The organism is Synergistota bacterium (assembly GCA_025060595.1).
Taxonomy (GTDB): domain Bacteria; phylum Synergistota; class GBS-1; order GBS-1; family GBS-1; genus 42-11.
In genome coordinates this window covers 1-21,148 of the sequence record JANXBX010000007.1, presented here as the reverse complement: position 1 = coordinate 21,148, position 21,148 = coordinate 1, and the positions used below count along the sequence as shown (strand labels likewise).

The following is a 21,148-nucleotide window of genomic DNA, read 5'->3' as shown; positions in this document are numbered from 1 at the left end:
AGCCAGGCTTTTATATAAGCCATCCGCTCCTCCCTCCGCAGGAGCTCTTATTACCTTTGAGCCGGTCTCCGGACTTAAGGGATCATTCTACTTGGCTTGCCTTCCCAGGGCTATAACCCCAGTGGCTTTTAAGCCTTTCGTCCCCCTATTACCGTGGGCGGAGCCGTGCCGGATTTTCACCGGTCTTCCCGTTCACCCAAAGGTCAGCATATTAAGTTTGACTTCATACTTTATTATAGCATTATAACTCTCTTTAGGGAAGCCTTTATTTCCAATCAACGAGACCTCTTTCTTTATCTGTTCCGGGGATAAGATTATCAAGTAGTAGTCCCACTATAGCTGCTACTGCCATTTCTGTGGAGAGAATGGCATTCAAAGCGTTGGCTAGCCAAGGAGCCCATTCTAAAGTTATAGGTTTCGGGGGGTATAGTCCCGGGACACCTTCGATATAGGCTGGTAAACTCAAAGCCATAAACAGTGTAAAGCCAACAACTAGAAGGTTTCTGCCAGATTGCATGTCAACCCTTGTGAGCTGTTGGATTCCTATAGCGGCTATTATCCCAAAAACTGTACAGTACATAGCTCCTACAACAGGCTCTGGTATTGTTGCAATACAAGCCCCAAACTTATTAAATATTCCAAGAAGGATAAGGATCATTCCTCCAATGCCAACTACGTATCTTGAAGCTACCCGGGTTAACCCTATTAAGCCTATGTTTTCAGAGTAACTAGTTGTAGCAAAGCCTCCCCATATTCCAGATAGAAGACATCCAAGACCTTCGATTGCTATTCCTTTATTTATAACTTTAGGAGTGGGATTGGAGGCTCTTGACATATAAGAGCAAGAAAAGTAATCTCCAAAGGACTCTATCATTGAAGCCAAGTATCCTGCAAGTATGGTGAGAAAGAAAGCCAAGTTGAATTTTGGAAAGCCCCATGGAAAAACTAACTTGTCGAAAGGTCTAATCCAAGGAGATTGAGTTATTATGGAGAAATCTACATGGGATGGATGTCCCTTAGGAAATACTCCTAAGAAGGTTCCAAAAGCGCAGAAGGCATAGCCTATTATTATTGCTAAAAGAACAGGAAATAGCCTAAAAAACTTATATTTAGGGCTTAATATCTGAGAGAATAGAAATATTGAAAGAATTACCACTAACGCTGTTGGCCAGTGAGTTCCCGCTTTCGGGGCACCCACGCTAAACAGGGATAATCCTATCATTATTATCACGGGGCCGATAACAACAGGAGTAACCCACCTTCTAATCTTACCTATAAGACCGCTCCACCCCACAAGTATTTCTACTAAGCTTCCGCTTATTATGGCGCCTGCTACATACTGCATGCTAACTAATCCTCCACCTGTTTGTTTGATTATAGATAGTATAGGTCCTATGAAAGAAAAAGACATGCTCTGAACTATAGGAAGTCTCGTTCCAATCGTAACTTGAAGTAAGGTAGCAACTCCGGCTGTAATCATAACTGCTCCTATAAGAATGGTCATTTGGTCGGAACTAAACCCCATAGCTCCTCCTAAGATTAAAGGGACTGCTATAGTAGCTCCAAAAAGAGTCAAAACATGTTGAAAGCCCAGTAAGATGCTTTCTAAGGATGGAGGAACTTCATCAATATAATAAATCATTTCTCTACATGTAGAATCTTTCATGTTTTATCTCCTCCTACAAATAAATTTTTGATAAACTTTAGTTATTTAACAAGTAGCTTAATCTTAAAGATGATAAAACGTCCTTTATACTTGTTTATAACATTCTATTAGACTCTTTTGTAATGGTTAGTATATCTTTTCCGTTAACTTCTGGAGCAAGAACCAAACAAGAGTTAAAAGGTCTACCGTCAATTAAAACTACACAGTTTCCACATTCTCCTTTGTTACACCAGCTTTTATGGCTAGATATTATACCAAGTCTAAGCAAAATATCAAGCAAAGTTTCGTAGGGCTTAACCTCTATTTCATAGGGATTACCATTAAGTTTTATTTTTACTTTTTGCATTGTTACTTAAGCTCCTTTACAACCTTTTCAATTAAAAGGAATTCTTCTTCCTCAAGATATACTGTTTGTAAGGTCTCCTTTAATTCTTTTGGAGAGGAAAACAGACTTATTTTAGAGCTGATGTTGCCTATTGCTATCCTTGTAAGATCCTTAGACTTTATATAAGCTATGCCAAAACTTGCACGAGGTACTAAGAATCTCTTCAAAGATCTGTAGTACTTTCCATGATACTCTCCTTTATAGGGGATAAAAACTTTAGTGATGATTTCCTCTTTCTTTAAGTTTAGTTTTCCAGAGTTATTAAAAAGCTCACTTAAACCAACTTTCTTTCTGCCTTCTTTAGATATTATTTCAACTTCAGCGTCGTGAAGAAAAAGAGCAAATAGGGAATCTGCTACTGGGAAATCACTACATATATTGCCTACTAAAGTAGCTTTATTTCTTAACTCGTGATTTCCTATTTTTAGACAACACTCAATTAAAATTGGGAAATATTTCTTAACTACGTGGGATTCTAGAATTTCATTTAGAGTATTTGTAGCTCCTATTGTCAGTCCTTTATCATGTTCGAAGGAGAATAACCATAGTTCATCTATTTTCTTTAAATCTAATAGAAGTTTGGGGGAAATAATTCCTTCTTTTATCTTTATTAAGATATCTGTTCCTCCTGCAAAAACGACAGCATTTTCTTCTATGCATAAAATTTCAAGAACTTCGTTTAGGCTTTTTGGAGAGAAATATTCGAAAGCTTTAAGAGAATAACTCATTTTTTAATATCTTCCTGTTTAAAACCCACTTTCCATAACCAGAGACCTTGGGGAGGTAAGGCAGCAGATGTTAGTTTTCTTTCTCCAGAGCTTAAAGCCCTTTCTAATGTTTTCTCCTCTTTTTTGCCTAAGGCTATATCTATTAACGTGGAAAGCATTATCCTTACCATGTGCCTTAGGAAAGAATCTGCTCTTATTGTGAATATTAGGAAATTTCCTTTTTCTTTGAGATTAAAAGAGTAGATTGTTCTAATTTTGCTTTTATTCTCTTCCTCATCATCGCAGAAAGCAGAAAAATCGTGCGTTCCAACAAAGAGAGAGCTTAACTTCTTAATGAGGGGTAGATTTAAGCTTTTCTTTAGATGGTAACAGTATCTGTTTAAAAAAGGAAGCATTATTCCTCCTCTATAAATAAAATATTTATACTCTCTCCACATAGCACTTTTTCTCGCGTCAAAGTTTGGAGATATACCTTTAATTATCTTTATAACCCTGATTTCTTCAGGTAGAAGTGAGTTTAACGCCTTTCTTAAAATTAAGGGATCAAAATCTGTGGGAGAGAAGAAGTTTGCAACTTGTCTCAAAGCATGTACTCCTTTATCTGTTCTGCCTGCGCCAGTAATTTTAATCTCGGTATCGAAGATTTTTGAAAGAATCTTTTCTAACTCTCCCTGTATTGTTGGAAGGTTAGGCTGTTTTTGCCATCCGTAAAAGGGAGTGCCATCATAAGATAAGATTAGAAGATTATTTAAAGCCATTTTAGTGTTATATTCAAAAATAGAAAGATAAAAATAAATATAATTGCTACGTAGTCTCTTGCTGCAAGATGGAGTTTTTTAATTCTTGTCCTTCCCTCTCCTCCTCTATAACAGCGAGACTCCATAGCGATTGCTAATTCTTCAGCCTTTCTAAATACTCCAATAAAAAGAGGTATTACAAGAGGTACGTATCCTTTTATTCTTTCAAAAAATTTCCCTGTTCCGAATTCTGCTCCCCTTGCCATCTGGGCTTTCATTATTCTTTCAGCTTCCTCAAACAAAGTAGGAATAAATCTTAAAGATATGCTCATCGTCATAGCTATCTCATGAGATGGGATTCTGAAAAATTTAAGGATTTTTAAGAGATCTTCTATTCCATCGGTTATGGAAACTGGTGATGTAGTAAAAGTTAACAAATTTGTCAGGAGCACCAGAAGAATAAGCCTCAAACCTATAACTAAAGCTAGATTTAAACCTTCTTTAGTTATAGAGAGAAAGCTGATCTTTAATAGAACTTCCCCTGGCGTGAAAAAAACTTGAAAAATAAGGGCAAAAATAAGGAGAAATAGAATGGGCTTAAGACTTTTAATTAAAGCTTTAAAGGAGATCTTTGATAAATAAAATAAAAGTAAGGAAAGAGCAAGATAAGGTATAAGTTCAGGTAAGCTATTGGCTGTGAATAGGAAGATAATAAGAATTACTACAGAAACTATCTTTACGCGTGGATCAAGACGGTGAATTAAAGAATCTAAAGGGATGAATGTCCCTATTCCCCAGTTAGGTAGATAAGACATTTTTTATAATTTCCTCCTCTAGAGAATCCAAATCAAAGCTATTAGTGGAAAAAGAAAATCCTCTCTCATTTAATTCTATTAAAAACTTAATTAAAGGAACATAATCTTTTAGGTTTTCTATACTCATTAATTCCCTTATCCCTCCAAAGGCTTTTATTCTTCCTTCTTCCAGGAATAGAACTTTATCAACCAAGCTAAGAAGATCATCAAGAGTGTGAGTTACTATAATTAAAGAGCATTTCCTATGTAGGGATTTAAAAAGTTTAAGGAGTGCCTTAGTTCCTGGATAATCCATGCCTGCAAATGGTTCATCGAGAACCAGGTACTTAGGCTTTCTCACTAAAATGCTTGCTATTGCTACCTTTCTTTTCTCTCCTCCACTTAGATCGAAAGGAGACTTGCTTAAGATGTCTTCAGGAAGATCTAAAATCCTAATGGCTTCTAAAACTCTTTTATGGATTTCTTCCTTTGAAAGTTTAAGATTCCTTGCTCCGAAAGCAATTTCATCATAAACCGTATCTTCAAAAAATTGATTTTCTGGAAATTGGAAAACCACTCCTACAAGCTCTCTTATCTTTGGGCCGTTTTTTTTGTCTCTTGTATCAAGCCCGTCTATTATAACCTTTCCATCTGTGGGAAGCAAAATACCATTAAGGAGTTGAATTAAAGTAGATTTACCTGAACCAGTAGGACCAAGTATACCAAGGTTTTCTCCATATTCAAGGCTAAAAGAAATATCATACAAGGCTTTTTTTTCAAAAGGTGTTCCTATAGCGTAATGAAAACTTACGTTTTTAACTTCAATCGCCATAATTCTTCACTTAGTTCCTTAGGTTCAAATATGGGAAAGTTTACTTTAAGACCTCGTTGCTTTAATTTATAGCATAGATACGTTATAATGGGAATTTTAACCCCATAATTCCAAACTCTTTCTGGTTCTAAAAAGAATTCCTCGGGTTTTCCATCAAAAACTATACTTCCCTTAAATAGGGCTATCACTCTATTAGCAAGAATAACTTCTTCAGGGTTGTGGGTAGAATAAATGACAGTAATTTTTTCCTTGTTATAAAGAAATTTTAAGATTTTATTTATATCCTTTCGTGAGGGAGGATCTAGCATAGATGTCGGCTCATCTAATACAAGATACTTAGGTTTCATTGCTAAAATTCCGGCTATGGCAAGCTTTTGCTTCTGCCCTCCTGAAAGAGCATATGTAGGTGAAAAGCGAAAATCCGTAAGCTCTAGTATGTTTAATACTTGTTCGACTCTGTCTTTTATTTCGTCTGGAGGTAATCCAAGATTTTCGGGACCGAAAGCTATATCATCCTCCACTATAGAAGCTACTATTTGAGTATCTGGATTTTGAAAGACTACTCCAACTCTTTTTCTTATTTCCCATATTGCTTTTTCCTCTTTTGTATTTAGATCATCTATTAAGACTTGTCCTTCGTTTGGTATAAGAATACCATTAAGAAGTTTTATTAGCGTACTTTTACCAGAACCATTAGCTCCAACTAAAGCTATCCATTCTCCTTCTTTTATTTCAAGATTTATATTCTTAAAGATTTCTTTTCCATTATAGCTAAAGCTTACATTGAGAAGCTTTATCATCTAAGGAGTTCTACTAATGCCATAAAAGCTGAGTCTCCTTCTCTCTCTCCTATTTTTAATATTCGTGTATAACCGCCATTTCTATCTTTGTATCTTGGTGCAATTTCGTTGAATAACTTCCGGACAGCTTCTTTATGAGGTATAAAAGCTATTATCTGCCTTCTCATATGAAGAGAACCCTCTTTTGCTTTAGTTATAAGCTTCTCTACTACTTTTCTAAGCTCTTTAGCTTTTGCTTCCGTGGTTATAATCCTTTCATTTATTATCAATGATATAGCAAGATTTCTCAGTAATGTTTTTCTATGACTTGTGGTTCTGCTTAACTTTCTTCCTTTCTTACGATGGCGCATCTTACTCTCCCTCCTTAGCGCTTGATTTTTCTCCTTCTTTAAGACTTAAACCAAGCTTTTGAAGCTTTTCTTGGATTTCAATTAAAGACTTCTTCCCTAAGTTCCTTATTTTAAGAAGTTCCTCAGGTGTCTTTTGTATAAGTTCTCCAACTGTTTTAATACCTGCTCTCAATAAACAGTTTTCAGATCTAACAGAAAGCTCAAGCTCTTTTATCGGGAGAGAAAAGAGGTTGTCTTCCTTAAGTTCATGAGTTTCAGCTCCTTTTTGGGTACTCGTACCAGGAAGGATTTTAGAAAACTCTGAGAAGTATCCTATAAGTATGTTTGCTGCTTGAGATAACGCTTCCTCAGGTGATATTCTACCATCTGTCCAGATCTCTAAGGTGAGTCTTTCACACTGAGTAAACTGCTCATAGCGAGTTTCTTCGACTTTATAGGCTACTTTTGTAACCGGGCTAAAAATAGCATCTATGAGAAGAAAATCAATAGGTAAATTTGACTTCCTTTCTCTTTCGAGAGGGAGATACCCAATGCCATTTTCTACATAAAGATCCATCTTCAGGGTTGCTCCTTCATCGAGTGTAGCTATATGGTGATCTGGATTTACTATTTCAATATCGCTATCAGCTTCTATATCGCCTGCTTTTACTTCTTTCTCTCCCTGAGCTTCTATCCTTAAAACCTTGGGTTCATTAGAATACAGTTTTAATTTAATATTTTTAACATTGAAGAGGATCTCTATGACATCCTCTCTTATGCCAGGTATCGTGGAAAACTCATGTAAAACTCCCTCTATTCTTACAGCAGTTACAGCAGCTCCTGAGAGGGAAGAAAGGAGGACCCTTCTTAAAGCATTACCTAGAGTGTTACCAAAACCTCTATTTAAGGGTTCAACAATAAATAATCCATATTTTGAGTCTAAGACCCTGCTTTCTATATGAGGTGTCAAAAGTTTCATCCTTTAAAACCTCCTAACGGGAGTAGAATTCTACAACTAACTGCATATTAACTAGTTTTGCAGTGTCTATCTGATCTACTTCGGGTAAGTTTACGACTCTTCCTTTAAAGTTATTTATGTCAACTTCAAGCCAAGAAGGAATGGAAGCAGGGTTTACTGATTCAGGAAGGTGTTTAAATAATTCTGATTCTCTACTTTTAGGTTTTACTTCTATTACATCTCCCGGGTTAACTAAATATGAAGGCACTGTGACCTTTCTACCATTAACTAGGATATGTCCGTGATTAACAATTTGACGAGCTGCTCTTCTACTTGGTGCAAAACCAAGTCTGAAAATTATGTTATCAAGTCTTCTTTCAAGCAACCTTAAAAGATTGTCACCGGTCATTCCCTTTTGTTTTGCTGCAATTTCAAAAAATTTCTCAAACTGCTCTTCTCTCATTCCATATATTTTCTTTAGCTTTTGTTTTTCTCTTAGTCTTAATCCATATTCTGTTAGCTTTCTTTTTCTTTCTCTACCGTGCATTCCGGGAAAGAATGGTCTTCTAGATAAGGGACACTTATCTGAAGAACATTTTTCTCCTTTTAAAAATAGCTTGACCCCCTCAGTTCTGCATAACCTGCATATTGGACCAATATACTTACTCATTAAAGTTATAACCTCCTTTCAGGATTATACTCTGCGCCTTGATGGAGGACGACAACCATCATGGGGAATAGGAGTAACATCCTTAATAGTTTTAATTTCTAATCCTGCAGCTTGCAAAGATCTTATAGCTGCTTCTCTACCAGCTCCAGGTCCTTTAACACATACATCGATTTCTCTCATCCCATATTGATCTATAGCCTTCTTTGCTGCTTGTTCAGCTGCTAGCTGAGCAGCATAAGGAGTAGATTTTCTTGTTCCTTTGTAACCTACCGTTCCTCCACTTGCCCAACATAAAAGATTTCCTTCCTTATCTGTTATGGCTACAATGGTATTGTTAAAAGTAGCCTTTATATGAGCAATCCCAGATAGTACTGTTTTCTTTTCTTTCTTCTTTCTTTTTCCGCGTGATTTAGTTTGTGCCATACATACACCCTCCTCTTCAACAAATTACTTGCTTCTTTTTGCACCTACAGTGCGTCTCGGACCTTTCCTTGTTCTTGCATTGCTTCTTGTTCTTTGTCCTCTAACAGGTAGTCCAAGTTTATGCCTTATTCCTCTATAGCACCCTATTTCAATTAATCTTTTAATGTTCATTGCTACTTCCCTTCGTAATTCTCCTTCAACCTTATAGTTTTTTTCAATAAAGTCTCTTATTTTAGCTATTTCTTCTTCAGTAAGGTCTTTTACTCTCTTATCAGGGTTAACACCTGTATTTTTAAGTATTTCTCTGGACCTCGAAAGACCTATTCCATAGATATAAGTTAAAGCTATTTCTACCCTCTTATCTTTAGGGAGATCTACTCCTGCTATTCTTGCCATATTCTCATTCCTCCTTCATAATTATCCTTGTTTTTGTTTGTGGCGGGGATTAGAGCATATGATTCTTATCTGCCCCTTGCGCCTAACTATCTTACATTTTTCACATCTTGGTTTAACAGAAGCTCTGATTTTCAAGAAAATACACCTCCTCACTTATAGCGATATACAATTCTGCCCCGAGTTATATCATAAGGAGAAATCTGAACTAAAACTTTATCTCCTGGTAAAATTCTTATAAAATTCATCCTCATTTTGCCAGAAACATGGGCTAAAACCTCGTGCCCATTTTCGAGCTTTACCCTGAACATAGCGTTAGGGAGGGGCTCAATAACCTTTCCTATCACTTCAATTACTTCATCTTTTGGCATAAATTATTTACACACCTCCCCTTTTTTCGGTCAATCTTTTTAATCCCTCTTTTATAGTAGAATTAAATAGAGTTTCTCCGCTAAGAAGCTTTTTTTTAACATCTTCTAAATAATAATTAGTAAATTGAATATGAATGAAGTTTTTTCTTTTGGGATTCTCTATTTTTCTCTTTTGGCCATCGCACAAAAGAAGCCTTTCATTTTCAAAATCAACACCAATTATAACAAATGGCTTTCCTTTATCCTTTCCAGCTTTAGATATAACAACTCTACCGATTAAGCTTTCTAAATCTTGGTTAATATTAAAGAATCCTCCTTCCTAACAAGTATAGTATGTTCAAAGTGAGCAGAAAGACTGCCATCTTTTGTTACTACTGTCCAACCATCTGGTAGAACCTCAACCTCATAACTCCCCGAGTTAACCATTGGTTCTATTGCTAGAACCATTCCTTCTTCCAATCTTGGACCTGTTCCGGGCTTACCAAAATTAGGAAGTTGAGGGAACTCGTGAAGTTCTTTACCTATTCCGTGACCTGCGTAATCCCTTACAACGGAAAAGCCGTGTGATTCTACGTAGCTTTGAATAGCGTTTCCTATATCACCTGTGGTTACTCCTGCTTTTGCTATGCTTATGGCCAAATCTAAAGATGACTTTGTAACTTCTATAAGTTTTCTAGCCTCATCGTTGATTTCACCTACAGGAAAAGTCCATGCTCCATCTCCGTAGTAACCTTTGTATTTGACTCCGACATCTATACTTACAATATCTCCTTCTTTTAATATTTTAGAATGAGATGGTATGCCATGTACTACTTCTTTATTAATGGAAATGCATAATGTGGCTGGATAACCTTTATAGCCTTTAAAGGCAGGAAATCCCCCTCTGCTTAAGATATACCTTTCTGCCACTCTATCAAGGTATAGGGTGCTTACACCTGGCTTTATGTATTCGCTTAATCTGATAAGCGTTTCGGCTACTATTCTACATGCTACTGAGATAAGATTTAATTCCTTATTGGAACTAATTACCAATTTCTAAGCACCTCTTTAGTTCAGCATATACTTTCTCTAAGTGAGGTTCTGCATCTATTTCAATCAAAAGCCCTTTTTCTTTATAGTATTCTATCAAAGGTTCAGTTTGATCCTTATAAACGCTTATTCTCCTTAAGATAGTCTCTTCTTTGTCATCTTCTCTCTGGTAAAGTTCTCCACCACATATGTCACATTTATTTTCAAGTTTTGGAGGAGAGTGTTTTAAGTGATAAAGAGCCCCACATTTAGAACACACTCTTCTATTAGTCAATCTTTCAAGAATTACTTTTTTTGATATTTTTAATAAGATTACAGCTTTAAGTTTCTCATTTATTTCTTCAAGAAGAATGTCTAAAGCCTTTGCTTGATTTATGGTTCTTGGAAAACCATCAAATATGAGTCCGTTTTTATGAGTTTCTAGGAGTTTTTCTTTTATCATTTCTATTATTATTTCGTCTGGAACAAGTAGACCTTTTCTCATGTATTCGTTTGCTTTTTTCCCTAATTCCGTACCTTTAGAAACTGCTTCTCTTAACATGTCACCAGTAGATATATGAAGAAGATTATAGTCCCTCATCAACATAAAAGCCAAAGTTCCTTTCCCTGCTCCTGGCGGTCCTAAAAGCACTAAATTCAAAGTTATCCCTCCTAATGTAAGGTAAGTTCAGAATCTAAAGAGTTCTTTTCCACCCGTTCGCTTAATAAAGCCTTCATAATGTCTCATTATAAGATAAGCCTCAATTTGATGGACTGTCTCAAGAGCAACTCCGACGACTATAAGTAAAGCTGTTCCTCCAAAGTAGAAAGTAGTTATATTTACTAACCTGGTTAATATAACTGGAAGTAAAGCTATTCCTGTTAAAAATATCGCTCCACCAAGGGTTACCCTTGCTAGAATTTTTTCTATATAGTCAGCGGTAGGTTTACCTGGTCTTATTCCTGGGATGAAACCACCATACTTTTTGAGGTTTTCAGCTACGTCTGCAGGGTTAAATATAACAGCCGTATAGAAATATGTAAAAAATATTATAAGTAAGGCGTAAGAAATCATGTATATTGGATGTCCTGGTCTAAATATGGAAAAAATTCCTTGGAAACTTTCTGGTAAAAATTGAGCTATTGTATTTGGAAAAATTAGTATAGATGATGCAAAAATTATAGGGATAACGCCACCCATGTTAACTCTTAAAGGTAAGAATGTGGTTTGGCCGCCATATATTTGTCTACCTACTATTCTTTTAGCGTACTGAATCGGAAGTCTTCTTTGCCCTTCTTGAACTACTATAACCCCGGCAATTACGAGGACAGCTATTATAGCAAATAGGATCAAGTTTATAAAGCTTATTTCCCCAATGCTTACTAAAGAGAGAGTTTGAGCTAACCCCTCAGGAATTTGAGCTACTATTCCAGCAAAGATTATAATAGATATTCCATTTCCTATACCATTATCTGAAATTTGTTCTCCTAACCACATTAGAAACACACTGCCTGTTGTTACAGTAGCAACTATGGTTACTCTTGCTATCCATCCCGTATCGTATAAAACCCCCAAATGTTGTAGCCAGTAGGTTAAACCAAAGGCTTGCAAAGCTGCAAAAATTACAGTTCCATATCTTGTATACTGAGTTATTTTTTTCCTCCCTTCTTCTCCTTCTTTAGAAAGCTTTTCTAAATATGGGATCACTACTGTTAAGAGTTGCATTATTATAGCAGAGTTTATGTAAGGAGCAACACCTAATGCAAAAATAGAGAATCTTCTTAGAGCTCCCCCTGCAAATAGATCGACGAAACCTAGAATTCCACCCTTAGAGAAAAGATTCATCAATGCGGTTGTATCTATCCCCGGTGTAGGAATGTGTGCCCCAAGTCTATAAATGAATAGGATTGCTAGTGTAAAAATTATCCTTGACTTTAGATCTGGAAGCCTAAAGAGGTTTCTTATAGCTTCAAACAACTATATCACCTCAGCCTTTCCTCCAGATTTTTCTATCTTTTCTATGGCGGATTTACTAAATGCGTGTGCTTTAACTAAAAGGGTTTTCCTCAATTCTCCATTGCCAAGAATTTTAACACCATCAAAAATATCGGAAATTAGTCCTTTTTCAAGTAAAAGTTCTGGAGTAACCACTTGATTATTATCGAATATGTTAAGATCTTCAACGTTAATAATAGCATATTCTTTTTTGAAAGGACCATTATTAAAGCCCCTTTTGGGTATTCTAAGAGCAAGAGGTGTCTGTCCCCCTTCGAAACCAAGTCTAACTCCTCCACCAGATCTTGCCTTTTGTCCTTTATGTCCTTTGCATGAAGTTTTCCCATGACCGGAACCGATTCCAATTCCTACTCTTTTAGGTTTTTTATTTGCTCCTTTTGGTGGATAAAGAGTATTTAACTTAAACACCTTCTATCCCTCCTCAATTTCAATAAGATGATGGACTTTTTTGATCATGCCTCTTATTTGAGGTATGTCAGGTTTTTCTATAACTTGATTAAGCTTTCGAAAGCCTAACGCTCTTATTGTATCTCTCTGATCTTGAGAGTAACCTACAAAACTTTTAACCCACTTAATTTTTAATGTTTTCATTGCTTAGCCACTCCCCCTCTTAACCTCTCTATATCTTCTGTTGTTTTAAGCTGTAATAAGGCTTCTATAGTAGCTCTAGCTACGTTTATAGGATTGGTGGTTCTTCCTATTGATTTCGTTAGTATGTCTTTTATCCCTCCAAGTTCTAGTATTGCACGTACAGCTCCTCCTGCTATTACGCCGGTTCCAGGTGCAGCTGGACGCAGAAAGACTTTAGCTGCTCCAAATTCACCTATAACAGCATGAGGTATAGTTGTTCCTACCTTTTTGACTTCTATCATATTCTTTTTAGCATTTTCGATACCCTTTCTTATGGCTTCAGGAACTTCCTTGGCCTTTCCCATTCCCACTCCTACATGTTTTTCTTCATCTCCCACTACTACGAGTGCACTAAATTTGTATCTTTTACCTCCCTTAACAACTTTGCATACCCTGTTTATATTGACTACTCTTTCTTTTAAGTTAAGACCAGAAACATCTATACGTTTTCTTTTTTCAGCCATGATTTTCAACACTCCTCCTTTTAAAACTCTAATCCTTCAGCCCTTGCGGCATCAGCGAGTGCTTTTATAGCGCCATGATACTTATGACCACCACGGTCAAAAACGACGCTCTTAATATTCTTTTCAAGGGCTTTGCGAGCTATTAATTGTCCTACAAGCTTTGCAGCTTCAATATTGCCTCCATGTTTGTACTTGCCCTTTAACTCAGGAGAGAGAGTCGAAACAGCAATTATAGTGTGTCCTGTATCATCGTCTATTAATTGAGCATATATATGATTTAAACTTTTAAAAACAGATAATCTAGGTCTTTCTGAAGTTCCTCTTATCTTTTTTCTAAGTCTTTTATGTCTGATTTTTCTCATTTCTTGGCGCGAGGGAACTTTAATCAAGATAAAATCACACTCCTTTCTTTATGCTGTTTTAGCAGCTTTTCCGGGCTTAAGTCTTACTTCTTCACCTTTATAGCGTATTCCCTTACCTTTATAGGAATCCGGTTCTCTAAAAGACCTTATTATAGCTGCTACCTGTCCCACAAGTCTTTTATCTATTCCCTTAACTATTATCCTTTGTTGGTCAGGGACTTCTATGGTTATTCCAGGTGGGGGTTCGTATTCTATGGGATGAGAGTAACCTAGGGATAGAATGAGCTTTTTACCTTCCATTCTTGCTCTATACCCTACCCCGACAATTTCAAGTTCTACTTCAAATCCTTTTAATACTCCTTCAATCATATTGGTTAGTAATGCCCTTGTAGTTCCATGTATTGCTTTGTGAAATTTATCATCAAAGGAATTAATAACTTTCAGTTGTTTTCCTTCTAATTTAACTTCTATATCAGGATGAACTTCGGTCATTAATACTCCCTTAGGGCCTGAAACTTTAACAAGCTTATCTTTTATTTCTATATTAATACCTGCTGGGATCTCTATAGGTTTTTTCCCTATACGAGACAAAGCGATTCACCTCCATTACCATACATAGCAGAGAACTTCTCCGCCGATACCCTTTTCTCGAGCTTCCTTATCAGTCATTATTCCATTTGAAGTGGATAGAATTGCTATCCCAAGCCCTCCCATAACTTTTGGAAGGTTATCTTTTCCTACATAGACTCTTCGACCAGGTTTGCTTACTCTTTTAAGGCCAGCGATGACCTTTTCTTTATTAGGACCGTATTTTAAGAAAATCCTTATCATAGGTATTTTGTCCTCCTTAACTAGCTTGAATCCCTTGATAAAGCCCTCTCTTTTTAGGATCTTTGCTATTTCCAATTTTATTTTAGAAAGAGGGATGTCAACACTTTCGTGATAAACGATGTTAGCATTTCTTATCCGCGTGAGCATATCTCCTATTGGATCAGTTACGAACATTTTCCTTTTCCCTCCTCACCAGCTTGACTTTATAACGCCAGGAATTTTGCCCTCGCGGGCAAGTTTTCTAAAACATAAACGACACATGTTGAATTTTCTTAAGAAGGCACGAGGTCTACCACATAATGGACATCTATTATGTTTCCTAACCCTGAACTTAGGTTCTCTTTTCGCCTTTTCCATTGAGGCTTTTCTTGCCAACCTTTATCACCTCCGTCTAAAGGGCATTCCTAAGAACTCTAAAAGAGCTCTCGCTTCATCGTCGTTTTCAGCAGTGGTGACTATAGTGATACTCATTCCTCTTACTTTCATAACTTTATCATAATCAACTTCGGGAAATATTAGTTGTTCTCTTACACCTATTGTGTAATTTCCTCTTCCATCAAAAGACCGTGGAGAGAGTCCTCTAAAGTCCTTTATTCTCGGTAAAGCTATGTTTATCAACCTGTCCAAAAAATCGTAAGCTCTATTCCCTCTAAGAGTAACAAAACATCCTATAGGTGATCCTTCACGAAGCTTAAACCCCGCAATAGACTTTTTAGCTCTTGCAATTACAGGTCTTTGGCCGCTAATCATGGCTAGTTCTTCTATTGTAGAATCTAAGTATCTTGTATCATCCTTAGCCTCTCCAACACCGACATTAATAACTATCTTTTCTATACGAGGAACTTCCATCACGTTTTTATATCCGAATCTTTCCATCATTTTAGGAATTACCTCATTTTTGTATTTTTCTTTTAAGCGAGGAATCATTTTTATACCTACCCTCCTTAAATGCTGTCTATTACCTCTTCACATTTCTTACATATTCTAACTTTTCTTCCGTCTTCTAAGAAAGCATGTCCGATTCTTGTTGGTTTACCACATGCAGGACAAATAACTGCAACTTTACAGGCATAAATAGGTGCTTCTTGTGGAATTATGCCTCCTTGTGGTGTTTTTTGGGTTGGGCGAGAGTGTTTTCTAACTACATTTATTTGTTCAACCAAAACTTTATTTTTGTCTGGAAAAACCTTTAGGACTTTTCCTTCTTTTCCTTTATCCTTGCCTGAGAGAACTATTACTTTATCACCTTTTTTGACATGCATTTTAATTTTAACCTCCTTAAACTACTTCTGGAGCTAAGGATATTATTTTCATAAAATTCTTATCTCTAAGTTCTCTTGCTACTGGTCCGAAAATGCGTGTACCTCTTGGTTCACCAGCGTCATTTATCAAAACTGCAGCATTATCATCAAATCTTACATAAGTTCCATCTTTTCTTCTTATCTCTTTTTTAGTTCTAACTATGACGGCTTTTACAACGTCTCCTTTTTCTATTCCAGAATTAGGTATTGCTTCTTTAACAGATGCCACTATAACATCGCCGACCTTTCCCCAAAACCTTTCGCTACCGCCTAGCACTCTTATACATTTTATTAATTTAGCGCCGGAATTATCAGCAACCTTAAGAACAGTTTCTTGATAAATCATAGCTGCGAATCCACCTCCTCTTTCATAACGAATTTTTCAGTCTTGGCCTTTTCTATTATTTCTACAACTTTCCATCTTTTAGTTTTGCTAAGAGGTCTAGAAGGTTCTATCTTAACTTTATCTCCTAATTCACATTTGTTTTCAGGATCATGAGCTACAAACTTAGACCACTTTTTTACTGGCTTACCGTATACAGGATGGAGCATTGTTCTTTCTACTTGAACTATGACTGTTTTATCCATTTTGTCGCTTATGACGATACCTATAAACTCCTTTGCCATAGCCTCTCACTCCCCTCTCTCTGAGACCCAAGTAATACCTAGTTCCTTTTCTCTTATAATAGTCTTTATGCGTGCTATATCTCTTTTAACTTGTCTTATTCTCATGGGGTTTCCTAATTGTCCCACAGCCTTTTGAAATCTAAGGTTAAAAAGCTCTTTTTTGAGTTCTTTGTATTTCTCTTTAAGCTCATCTATTGTGAGATCTCTAAGCTCTTTTGCCTTCATCTGGCTCCACCTCCCAATCCTTCCCTAGAAACGATTCTGGTACGGATCGGAAGCTTGCTATCTGCTTGCTTAAGGATTTCTTCAGCCTCTTCTCTGGAAACACCAATTATTTCAAAAAGAATTCTACCCGGTTTAACTACTGCAACCCAATGATCTACGTTACCCTTTCCCTTTCCCATCCTCGTTTCTGCGGGTTTTCTTGTTACTGGTTTGTCAGGAAATACCCTTATCCACATTCTTCCTCCCTTTTTAAGAGAGCGAGTAATAGCGATACGAGCTGCTTCTATTTGCTGTGCTGTAATCCAGGCGGGTTCTAAGGCTTGCAGGCCATAATCCCCAAAAATAAGGGTTGTACCACCTTTAGCACGTCCTTTCATGCGACCTCTTTGCTGTTTTCTATATTTAACCCTCTTTGGCATTAACATCTTATACTTACCCCCTTATTCTGATTCAGTATCGACCTCCATGGGTGTTGAAATCTCCCTCTCTTTAGGTCCAGGTAAAACTTCTCCATGAAATATCCAAACCTTTACCCCGATTTTTCCATATATAGTTAGCGCCTCAGCGAAACCATATTCTATATCTGCTCTTATAGTTTGGAGGGGTAACCTCCCCTCTAAATACCACTCTCTTCTAGCGAGTTCTGCTCCGCCAAGTCTACCACTACACATTACCTTTATTCCTTTTGCTCCGGCGCGAAGGGCTCTCATAATAGCTTGTTTCATTGCTCTTCTATGAGAAACTCTCTTTTCTATCTGAGCAGCAATATGTTCGGCAACAAGTTGAGCATCTACTTCCGGTTTTTTAACTTCTTGAACGTTGATAAATATTCTCTTTCCACCAGTTAATTCGCGGAGCTTTTTTCTTGCATCTTCTATTTCAACACCTTTAGCTCCTATAACAAGGCCGGGGCGAGCGGTTAAAACAGTAATTCTTACTATATTAGCGATACGTTCTATAATTATCTTAGATATGCCGGCGTGATACCATCTTCCTTTAAGATAATCCCTTATTTTTATATCTTCGTGAAGTTGTTCTGTATAAGTTTTTCCCTCTCCAAACCAGCGTGAGTCCCATGTTTTTATAGTCCCAAGCCTAAAAGCTGTAGGATGAACTTTCTGCCCCACAAACTATCCCTCCTTCTCCTTCACAATCACAGTTATATGACTTGTTCTTTTTCTTATAAGATAAGCTCTTCCCATAGCACGAGGTCTTATTCTTTTCATAGTAGGTCCTTGATCGACAAAAATTCTATATACGTAAAGTTTATCTAAGTTCATGTTGAAATTATTTTCAGCATTAGCAATGGCAGATTTCAAGACCTTTTCAACTATTCTAGCTGCTTTCTTAGGAAGATATCGTAAAGTTAGAAGAGCCTCATTTATGGGTTTGTTTCTTATTAGGTTTATAACTTGTCTAACCTTTTTGGGTGATATTCTTACATATTTAGCTACAGCTTTTGCTTCCATTTTTATAACACCTCACTTAAGAGCAGTTGATCTTTCTGTTGGGGCGCTATGGCCTCCGAACTTTCTTGTTGGCGCGAATTCTCCTAATTTATGTCCAACCATCTGTTCTGTGATGTAAATCGGAATATGTGTTCTTCCATTATGAACCGCAATTGTGTGTCCTACCATTTCAGGTACGATAGTAGATCTTCTTGACCAAGTTTTTATAACCTTTTTTTCTCCTTTTTGGTTCATTTCTAGTATCCTCTTCAAAAGCTTAGGATCAACATAAGGGCCTTTCTTGCGAGACCTCCCCACGAAATGACACCTCCTCACTTACGCCTCTTAACTATCCACTTATCTGTAGGATGATTCTTCTTCCTTGTTTTGTAGCCTTTTGCAGGAACGCCCCATGGAGAACATGGATGCTTATTACTTTTTGTTCTTCCTTCTCCTCCTCCCATGGGATGATCGACCGGGTTCATAGTCATTCCTCTTACAAACGGTCTCCAACCAAGCCAGCGAGCCCTTCCAGCCTTTCCTATAACAATGTTTTCGTGATCTACATTTCCGACCTGTCCTACTGTGGCCATGCAATCAAGACGAATCAGTCTTATTTCTCCTGATGGTAATCTTATATGGGCGTAATCCCCTTCCTTAGCCATTATTTGAGCAGCTGCACCAGCTGATCTAACTAACTGGCCCCCTTTTCCTTTAATGATCTCTATATTATGTATTAATGTTCCCTCTGGAATGTATCTCAAGGGAAGAGCATTACCTGGTTTTATGTCTGCATTTGGTCCAGAGATTACCGTCTGTCCAACTTCTAGCCCAACAGGGGCTAAAATATATCTTTTTTCCCCATCTGCATAGTTTAGTAAAGCTATACGAGCTGATCTATTAGGATCGTATTCTATAGCTACAACTTTAGCAGGGATGCCTATCTTGTCTCTCTTAAAATCTATCAAACGGTACATCTTTTTATGTCCGCCGCCTCTATGGCGAACAGTAATGCGTCCCATGGAATTTCTTCCAGCTTTTTGCTTAAGCGGAAGTAGTAAAGACTTTTCTGGTTCTTCTTTTGTTATTTCTTCAAAACTTGATACCGTCATAAACCTCCTTCCTGGCGTTATGGGCTTAAATCCTTTTATTCCCATTTTAAAAACCTCCCTCATACACCAATATTTTCAAAGAAAGGAATCTTATAACCAGGAGCAAGCGTGACTATAGCCTTTTTCCAATCAGGTTTTCTTCCCCTATAAATTCCTAATCTTCTCGGTTTTCCCCTGAATCTTATTGTGTTAACCTTACTAACTCTAACCTTAAATATTTCTTCGACAGCTTTCTTAATCTCTATCTTGTTAACATCTATAGGAACTTTAAAAGTATATTTTCTTTCTTTTTCCATAGCTTTGAAGGATTTTTCTGTTATTATTGGGCGTATGATTATATCATGAAGATCTTTACTCATTACCGCACACCTCCTCAATTCTCTTGAGCGTCTCCTCCGTCATGATAAGTTTATCATAGAGCAACAGATCATAAACATTTATATTATTTACACAAAGAACATTAACATTTGGTAAATTACGAGCACTTCTTTGAATTATCTCATCTTTTTTATCTGTAATTATCAATGACTTTTGGTTTCTTATTCCAAGTTTGTTAAGAAGAGCAATAACTTTTTTAGTTTTAGGAGGGGCATCGAGTTTCATATTATCCAAAACGATAATATTTCCTTCTTTAAATTTGGAAGTTAAAACAGCTCTTAAAGCTAGCTTTCTCACTTTTTTAGGAATCTTTTGATCATAATCTCGAGGTTTGGGTCCAAATACAACTCCTCCACCAACCCACAATGGAGAACGAATACTACCATGTCTTGCTCTGCCTGTTCCTTTTTGACGCCATGGCTTTCTACCTCCACCTCGAACTTCTCCACGAGTTTTAGTACAAGCAGTTCCCTGTCTTAAGTTAGCAAGATGTGCAATTACAGCTTGGTGAACTGATGGTCTATGGAGAGGTGCTTCAAAAACTTTGGGATTAACCTCTATTTCTCTTTTTACTTTACCCGTCTCCACATCTAAGACAGCAACTTTTGGCATAAAGCTTCACCCCTTCTTTGCCTTCTTTATAAGTACAATGCTATTTCTGCTACCCGGAACACTTCCCTTGACTAGAAGGAGATTTCTCTCAGGATAGACTTTAACAACTTCAAGGTTCTGAATAGTGACTTTAGTATTTCCCATATGGCCAGCCATTTTTTTACCCTTGAAGACGTGTCCCGGTTCTGTATGGGCTCCTAAAGAGCTTCCATAACGGTGAAATGCAGAACCATGGCTTGCAGGACCTCCGCTAAAACCGTGCCTCTTCATTGGGCCAGCAAACCCTTTCCCTTTGCTTATTCCAGTTATGTCTACCTTTTCTCCTTCCTTAAATATATCTACTTTAAGCTCTTGCCCTACTTCGAAATCTTCAATATTGTCTACCTTGAACTCTCTAAGGTATTTTCTTAACTCTACACCAGCCTTTTTAAATATACCTTTTATAGGTTTATTAACTTTGTAAGGTTTAACATATCCAAAACCAAGTTGGATAGCATTGTATCCTTCTTTATTTAGAGTTCTTTTAGTTACAACTACACAAGGTCCTGCTTCTATTATAGTAACAGGAATTATTCTACCGTCAGGTTTAAAAATTTGAGACATACCTAACTTTCTGCCTATTAAACCTAAGGGCAATTTAATCAACCTCCTTAAGTTTTTATTTCTATGTCGACCCCCGAAGGAAGATTAAGCTTCATAAGTGCTTCAATGGTTTTGGGCGTTGGGCTGATTATATCTATTAATCGTTTGTGTATACGTATCTCAAACTGTTCTCTTGAATGCTTATCTTTGTGAGGAGATCGTAAAACACAAATTTTATGTATCTCCGTAGGTAAAGGTATAGGGCCACTAATCTCTGCATCTGTTCTTTCTGCTGTTTCAACTATTTGTGATACTGATCTATCTAGAAGCTTATGATCATAAGCTTTTAATTTTATTCTTACTTTTTGAGTCAAGGTGCAACCCTCCCCTATTCTAATCAAGTATTTCTGTGACTACTCCAGCACCTACAGTTCTGCCACCTTCTCTTATAGCAAAACGCAAGCC

At 36.9% G+C, this 21,148-nt stretch carries 39 protein-coding genes and 1 riboswitch; all 39 genes read right to left on the bottom strand.

Features of this window, described 5'->3' with window-relative positions; all coding sequences use genetic code 11:
* Positions 1 to 41: 41 nt before the first annotated feature.
* Positions 42 to 241, bottom strand: a riboswitch (cobalamin riboswitch).
* A 24-nt stretch (positions 242 to 265) separates the two neighbouring features.
* A complete protein-coding gene (locus tag NZ900_06035) occupies positions 266 to 1,666 on the bottom strand; it encodes a purine/pyrimidine permease (protein ID MCS7233647.1) in 1,401 nt (466 codons plus the stop codon).
* 94 nt (positions 1,667 to 1,760) lie between these two features.
* The gene (locus tag NZ900_06030) at positions 1,761 to 2,012 is read right to left on the bottom strand and encodes a 2Fe-2S iron-sulfur cluster-binding protein (protein ID MCS7233646.1); all 252 of its coding nucleotides are present in this window, start codon (positions 2,010 to 2,012) and stop codon (positions 1,761 to 1,763) included.
* A gap of 2 nt (positions 2,013 to 2,014) precedes the next feature.
* Positions 2,015 to 2,779: an FAD binding domain-containing protein gene (locus NZ900_06025; GenBank protein MCS7233645.1), complete on the bottom strand. Its 765-nt coding sequence runs from the start codon at positions 2,777 to 2,779 to the stop codon at positions 2,015 to 2,017.
* Positions 2,776 to 3,537, bottom strand: coding sequence for a tRNA pseudouridine(38-40) synthase TruA (gene truA / locus NZ900_06020; GenBank protein MCS7233644.1), 762 nt, complete (start codon positions 3,535 to 3,537; stop codon positions 2,776 to 2,778). Before truA ends, NZ900_06025 begins: the two co-directional genes overlap by 4 nt.
* Positions 3,528 to 4,331: a cobalt ECF transporter T component CbiQ gene (cbiQ, locus tag NZ900_06015; GenBank protein MCS7233643.1), complete on the bottom strand. Its 804-nt coding sequence runs from the start codon at positions 4,329 to 4,331 to the stop codon at positions 3,528 to 3,530. Before cbiQ ends, truA begins: the two co-directional genes overlap by 10 nt.
* Positions 4,315 to 5,142, bottom strand: a complete 828-nt coding sequence (locus NZ900_06010; GenBank protein MCS7233642.1) for an ATP-binding cassette domain-containing protein — start codon at positions 5,140 to 5,142, stop codon at positions 4,315 to 4,317. The genes cbiQ and NZ900_06010 overlap by 17 nt, the downstream gene beginning before the upstream one ends.
* Positions 5,118 to 5,942 carry an energy-coupling factor transporter ATPase gene (locus tag NZ900_06005; protein MCS7233641.1) on the bottom strand — a complete coding sequence of 275 codons (825 nt, stop codon included), beginning with the start codon at positions 5,940 to 5,942 and terminating at the stop codon, positions 5,118 to 5,120. The genes NZ900_06010 and NZ900_06005 overlap by 25 nt, the downstream gene beginning before the upstream one ends.
* Positions 5,939 to 6,292 (bottom strand): 50S ribosomal protein L17, encoded by a 354-nt coding sequence (gene rplQ / locus NZ900_06000; protein MCS7233640.1) that lies wholly within the window; start codon positions 6,290 to 6,292, stop codon positions 5,939 to 5,941. Before rplQ ends, NZ900_06005 begins: the two co-directional genes overlap by 4 nt.
* Before the next feature lies 1 nt (position 6,293).
* The gene (locus NZ900_05995; protein MCS7233639.1) at positions 6,294 to 7,250 is read right to left on the bottom strand and encodes a DNA-directed RNA polymerase subunit alpha; all 957 of its coding nucleotides are present in this window, start codon (positions 7,248 to 7,250) and stop codon (positions 6,294 to 6,296) included.
* Between the two features lie 13 nt (positions 7,251 to 7,263).
* A complete protein-coding gene (gene rpsD, locus NZ900_05990) occupies positions 7,264 to 7,899 on the bottom strand; it encodes a 30S ribosomal protein S4 (GenBank protein ID MCS7233638.1) in 636 nt (211 codons plus the stop codon).
* A gap of 24 nt (positions 7,900 to 7,923) precedes the next feature.
* Entirely contained in the window at positions 7,924 to 8,322 is a 399-nt protein-coding gene (rpsK, locus tag NZ900_05985; GenBank protein ID MCS7233637.1) for a 30S ribosomal protein S11, read from the bottom strand.
* A 24-nt stretch (positions 8,323 to 8,346) separates the two neighbouring features.
* Entirely contained in the window at positions 8,347 to 8,718 is a 372-nt protein-coding gene (rpsM, locus tag NZ900_05980; protein ID MCS7233636.1) for a 30S ribosomal protein S13, read from the bottom strand.
* Positions 8,719 to 8,739: 21 nt separating this feature from the next.
* A complete protein-coding gene (gene rpmJ, locus NZ900_05975; protein ID MCS7233635.1) occupies positions 8,740 to 8,853 on the bottom strand; it encodes a 50S ribosomal protein L36 in 114 nt (37 codons plus the stop codon).
* A gap of 14 nt (positions 8,854 to 8,867) precedes the next feature.
* Positions 8,868 to 9,086, bottom strand: a complete 219-nt coding sequence (gene infA / locus NZ900_05970; GenBank protein MCS7233634.1) for a translation initiation factor IF-1 — start codon at positions 9,084 to 9,086, stop codon at positions 8,868 to 8,870.
* Between the two features lie 285 nt (positions 9,087 to 9,371).
* Positions 9,372 to 10,118, bottom strand: coding sequence for a type I methionyl aminopeptidase (gene map, locus NZ900_05965; protein ID MCS7233633.1), 747 nt, complete (start codon positions 10,116 to 10,118; stop codon positions 9,372 to 9,374).
* Positions 10,108 to 10,755, bottom strand: coding sequence for an adenylate kinase (locus NZ900_05960; protein MCS7233632.1), 648 nt, complete (start codon positions 10,753 to 10,755; stop codon positions 10,108 to 10,110). Before NZ900_05960 ends, map begins: the two co-directional genes overlap by 11 nt.
* Positions 10,756 to 10,782: 27 nt before the next feature.
* A complete protein-coding gene (secY, locus tag NZ900_05955; protein ID MCS7233631.1) occupies positions 10,783 to 12,072 on the bottom strand; it encodes a preprotein translocase subunit SecY in 1,290 nt (429 codons plus the stop codon).
* On the bottom strand, positions 12,073 to 12,519 hold the full coding sequence (gene rplO, locus NZ900_05950; GenBank protein MCS7233630.1) for a 50S ribosomal protein L15: 447 nt from the start codon (positions 12,517 to 12,519) through the stop codon (positions 12,073 to 12,075).
* Between the two features lie 3 nt (positions 12,520 to 12,522).
* Complete coding sequence (gene rpmD / locus NZ900_05945) at positions 12,523 to 12,702, bottom strand: 50S ribosomal protein L30 (GenBank protein MCS7233629.1); 180 nt, start codon at positions 12,700 to 12,702, stop codon at positions 12,523 to 12,525.
* A complete protein-coding gene (gene rpsE, locus NZ900_05940; protein ID MCS7233628.1) occupies positions 12,699 to 13,205 on the bottom strand; it encodes a 30S ribosomal protein S5 in 507 nt (168 codons plus the stop codon). The genes rpmD and rpsE overlap by 4 nt, the downstream gene beginning before the upstream one ends.
* A 20-nt stretch (positions 13,206 to 13,225) precedes the next feature.
* Complete coding sequence (rplR, locus tag NZ900_05935; protein ID MCS7233627.1) at positions 13,226 to 13,567, bottom strand: 50S ribosomal protein L18; 342 nt, start codon at positions 13,565 to 13,567, stop codon at positions 13,226 to 13,228.
* Positions 13,568 to 13,615: 48 nt separating this feature from the next.
* A complete protein-coding gene (rplF, locus tag NZ900_05930) occupies positions 13,616 to 14,158 on the bottom strand; it encodes a 50S ribosomal protein L6 (GenBank protein ID MCS7233626.1) in 543 nt (180 codons plus the stop codon).
* A 15-nt stretch (positions 14,159 to 14,173) separates the two neighbouring features.
* Positions 14,174 to 14,572, bottom strand: coding sequence for a 30S ribosomal protein S8 (gene rpsH / locus NZ900_05925; GenBank protein MCS7233625.1), 399 nt, complete (start codon positions 14,570 to 14,572; stop codon positions 14,174 to 14,176).
* Between the two features lie 15 nt (positions 14,573 to 14,587).
* Positions 14,588 to 14,773, bottom strand: a complete 186-nt coding sequence (locus tag NZ900_05920) for a type Z 30S ribosomal protein S14 (GenBank protein MCS7233624.1) — start codon at positions 14,771 to 14,773, stop codon at positions 14,588 to 14,590.
* Positions 14,774 to 14,779: 6 nt separating this feature from the next.
* On the bottom strand, positions 14,780 to 15,322 hold the full coding sequence (rplE, locus tag NZ900_05915) for a 50S ribosomal protein L5 (protein MCS7233623.1): 543 nt from the start codon (positions 15,320 to 15,322) through the stop codon (positions 14,780 to 14,782).
* Between the two features lie 20 nt (positions 15,323 to 15,342).
* Entirely contained in the window at positions 15,343 to 15,660 is a 318-nt protein-coding gene (gene rplX, locus NZ900_05910; GenBank protein MCS7233622.1) for a 50S ribosomal protein L24, read from the bottom strand.
* Between the two features lie 16 nt (positions 15,661 to 15,676).
* Positions 15,677 to 16,045 (bottom strand): 50S ribosomal protein L14, encoded by a 369-nt coding sequence (rplN, locus tag NZ900_05905; protein MCS7233621.1) that lies wholly within the window; start codon positions 16,043 to 16,045, stop codon positions 15,677 to 15,679.
* Complete coding sequence (gene rpsQ, locus NZ900_05900) at positions 16,042 to 16,326, bottom strand: 30S ribosomal protein S17 (GenBank protein MCS7233620.1); 285 nt, start codon at positions 16,324 to 16,326, stop codon at positions 16,042 to 16,044. Before rpsQ ends, rplN begins: the two co-directional genes overlap by 4 nt.
* A gap of 6 nt (positions 16,327 to 16,332) precedes the next feature.
* Positions 16,333 to 16,551 (bottom strand): 50S ribosomal protein L29, encoded by a 219-nt coding sequence (gene rpmC, locus NZ900_05895; GenBank protein MCS7233619.1) that lies wholly within the window; start codon positions 16,549 to 16,551, stop codon positions 16,333 to 16,335.
* Complete coding sequence (gene rplP / locus NZ900_05890) at positions 16,548 to 16,976, bottom strand: 50S ribosomal protein L16 (protein MCS7233618.1); 429 nt, start codon at positions 16,974 to 16,976, stop codon at positions 16,548 to 16,550. The genes rpmC and rplP overlap by 4 nt, the downstream gene beginning before the upstream one ends.
* A gap of 15 nt (positions 16,977 to 16,991) precedes the next feature.
* Positions 16,992 to 17,678, bottom strand: a complete 687-nt coding sequence (gene rpsC, locus NZ900_05885; GenBank protein ID MCS7233617.1) for a 30S ribosomal protein S3 — start codon at positions 17,676 to 17,678, stop codon at positions 16,992 to 16,994.
* A gap of 3 nt (positions 17,679 to 17,681) precedes the next feature.
* Positions 17,682 to 18,020, bottom strand: coding sequence for a 50S ribosomal protein L22 (gene rplV, locus NZ900_05880; GenBank protein MCS7233616.1), 339 nt, complete (start codon positions 18,018 to 18,020; stop codon positions 17,682 to 17,684).
* 12 nt (positions 18,021 to 18,032) lie between these two features.
* On the bottom strand, positions 18,033 to 18,317 hold the full coding sequence (gene rpsS / locus NZ900_05875; protein ID MCS7233615.1) for a 30S ribosomal protein S19: 285 nt from the start codon (positions 18,315 to 18,317) through the stop codon (positions 18,033 to 18,035).
* Positions 18,318 to 18,331: 14 nt separating this feature from the next.
* The gene (rplB, locus tag NZ900_05870) at positions 18,332 to 19,156 is read right to left on the bottom strand and encodes a 50S ribosomal protein L2 (protein ID MCS7233614.1); all 825 of its coding nucleotides are present in this window, start codon (positions 19,154 to 19,156) and stop codon (positions 18,332 to 18,334) included.
* A 14-nt stretch (positions 19,157 to 19,170) separates the two neighbouring features.
* Positions 19,171 to 19,470 carry a 50S ribosomal protein L23 gene (rplW, locus tag NZ900_05865; protein ID MCS7233613.1) on the bottom strand — a complete coding sequence of 100 codons (300 nt, stop codon included), beginning with the start codon at positions 19,468 to 19,470 and terminating at the stop codon, positions 19,171 to 19,173.
* Positions 19,463 to 20,101, bottom strand: a complete 639-nt coding sequence (gene rplD / locus NZ900_05860; protein MCS7233612.1) for a 50S ribosomal protein L4 — start codon at positions 20,099 to 20,101, stop codon at positions 19,463 to 19,465. The genes rplW and rplD overlap by 8 nt, the downstream gene beginning before the upstream one ends.
* Before the next feature lie 6 nt (positions 20,102 to 20,107).
* Positions 20,108 to 20,743, bottom strand: coding sequence for a 50S ribosomal protein L3 (gene rplC / locus NZ900_05855; GenBank protein MCS7233611.1), 636 nt, complete (start codon positions 20,741 to 20,743; stop codon positions 20,108 to 20,110).
* Between the two features lie 8 nt (positions 20,744 to 20,751).
* Positions 20,752 to 21,057, bottom strand: a complete 306-nt coding sequence (gene rpsJ / locus NZ900_05850; protein ID MCS7233610.1) for a 30S ribosomal protein S10 — start codon at positions 21,055 to 21,057, stop codon at positions 20,752 to 20,754.
* 19 nt (positions 21,058 to 21,076) lie between these two features.
* On the bottom strand, positions 21,077 to 21,148 hold a 72-nt coding region (locus tag NZ900_05845; protein MCS7233609.1), incomplete at its 5' end, for a hypothetical protein.

What these genes read in the sequence shown, in the direction of transcription:
- NZ900_06035 (MCS7233647.1), bottom strand. Translation starts at nt 1,666, where the DNA reads ATGAAAGATTCTACATGTAGAGAAATGATTTATTATATTGATGAAGTT.
- NZ900_06030 (MCS7233646.1), bottom strand. Translation starts at nt 2,012, where the DNA reads ATGCAAAAAGTAAAAATAAAACTTAATGGTAATCCCTATGAAATAGAG.
- NZ900_06025 (MCS7233645.1), bottom strand. Translation starts at nt 2,779, where the DNA reads ATGAGTTATTCTCTTAAAGCTTTCGAATATTTCTCTCCAAAAAGCCTA.
- truA (MCS7233644.1), bottom strand. Translation starts at nt 3,537, where the DNA reads ATGGCTTTAAATAATCTTCTAATCTTATCTTATGATGGCACTCCCTTT.
- cbiQ (MCS7233643.1), bottom strand. Translation starts at nt 4,331, where the DNA reads ATGTCTTATCTACCTAACTGGGGAATAGGGACATTCATCCCTTTAGAT.
- NZ900_06010 (MCS7233642.1), bottom strand. Translation starts at nt 5,142, where the DNA reads ATGGCGATTGAAGTTAAAAACGTAAGTTTTCATTACGCTATAGGAACA.
- NZ900_06005 (MCS7233641.1), bottom strand. Translation starts at nt 5,942, where the DNA reads ATGATAAAGCTTCTCAATGTAAGCTTTAGCTATAATGGAAAAGAAATC.
- rplQ (MCS7233640.1), bottom strand. Translation starts at nt 6,292, where the DNA reads ATGCGCCATCGTAAGAAAGGAAGAAAGTTAAGCAGAACCACAAGTCAT.
- NZ900_05995 (MCS7233639.1), bottom strand. Translation starts at nt 7,250, where the DNA reads ATGAAACTTTTGACACCTCATATAGAAAGCAGGGTCTTAGACTCAAAA.
- rpsD (MCS7233638.1), bottom strand. Translation starts at nt 7,899, where the DNA reads ATGAGTAAGTATATTGGTCCAATATGCAGGTTATGCAGAACTGAGGGG.
- rpsK (MCS7233637.1), bottom strand. Translation starts at nt 8,322, where the DNA reads ATGGCACAAACTAAATCACGCGGAAAAAGAAAGAAGAAAGAAAAGAAA.
- rpsM (MCS7233636.1), bottom strand. Translation starts at nt 8,718, where the DNA reads ATGGCAAGAATAGCAGGAGTAGATCTCCCTAAAGATAAGAGGGTAGAA.
- infA (MCS7233634.1), bottom strand. Translation starts at nt 9,086, where the DNA reads ATGCCAAAAGATGAAGTAATTGAAGTGATAGGAAAGGTTATTGAGCCC.
- rpmD (MCS7233629.1), bottom strand. Translation starts at nt 12,702, where the DNA reads ATGAAAACATTAAAAATTAAGTGGGTTAAAAGTTTTGTAGGTTACTCT.
- rpsE (MCS7233628.1), bottom strand. Translation starts at nt 13,205, where the DNA reads ATGGCTGAAAAAAGAAAACGTATAGATGTTTCTGGTCTTAACTTAAAA.
- rplR (MCS7233627.1), bottom strand. Translation starts at nt 13,567, where the DNA reads ATGAGAAAAATCAGACATAAAAGACTTAGAAAAAAGATAAGAGGAACT.
- rpsH (MCS7233625.1), bottom strand. Translation starts at nt 14,572, where the DNA reads ATGTTCGTAACTGATCCAATAGGAGATATGCTCACGCGGATAAGAAAT.
- rplX (MCS7233622.1), bottom strand. Translation starts at nt 15,660, where the DNA reads ATGCATGTCAAAAAAGGTGATAAAGTAATAGTTCTCTCAGGCAAGGAT.
- rplN (MCS7233621.1), bottom strand. Translation starts at nt 16,045, where the DNA reads ATGATTTATCAAGAAACTGTTCTTAAGGTTGCTGATAATTCCGGCGCT.
- rpsQ (MCS7233620.1), bottom strand. Translation starts at nt 16,326, where the DNA reads ATGGCAAAGGAGTTTATAGGTATCGTCATAAGCGACAAAATGGATAAA.
- rpmC (MCS7233619.1), bottom strand. Translation starts at nt 16,551, where the DNA reads ATGAAGGCAAAAGAGCTTAGAGATCTCACAATAGATGAGCTTAAAGAG.
- rplP (MCS7233618.1), bottom strand. Translation starts at nt 16,976, where the DNA reads ATGTTAATGCCAAAGAGGGTTAAATATAGAAAACAGCAAAGAGGTCGC.
- rplV (MCS7233616.1), bottom strand. Translation starts at nt 18,020, where the DNA reads ATGGAAGCAAAAGCTGTAGCTAAATATGTAAGAATATCACCCAAAAAG.
- rplB (MCS7233614.1), bottom strand. Translation starts at nt 19,156, where the DNA reads ATGGGAATAAAAGGATTTAAGCCCATAACGCCAGGAAGGAGGTTTATG.
- rplW (MCS7233613.1), bottom strand. Translation starts at nt 19,470, where the DNA reads ATGAGTAAAGATCTTCATGATATAATCATACGCCCAATAATAACAGAA.
- rplD (MCS7233612.1), bottom strand. Translation starts at nt 20,101, where the DNA reads ATGCCAAAAGTTGCTGTCTTAGATGTGGAGACGGGTAAAGTAAAAAGA.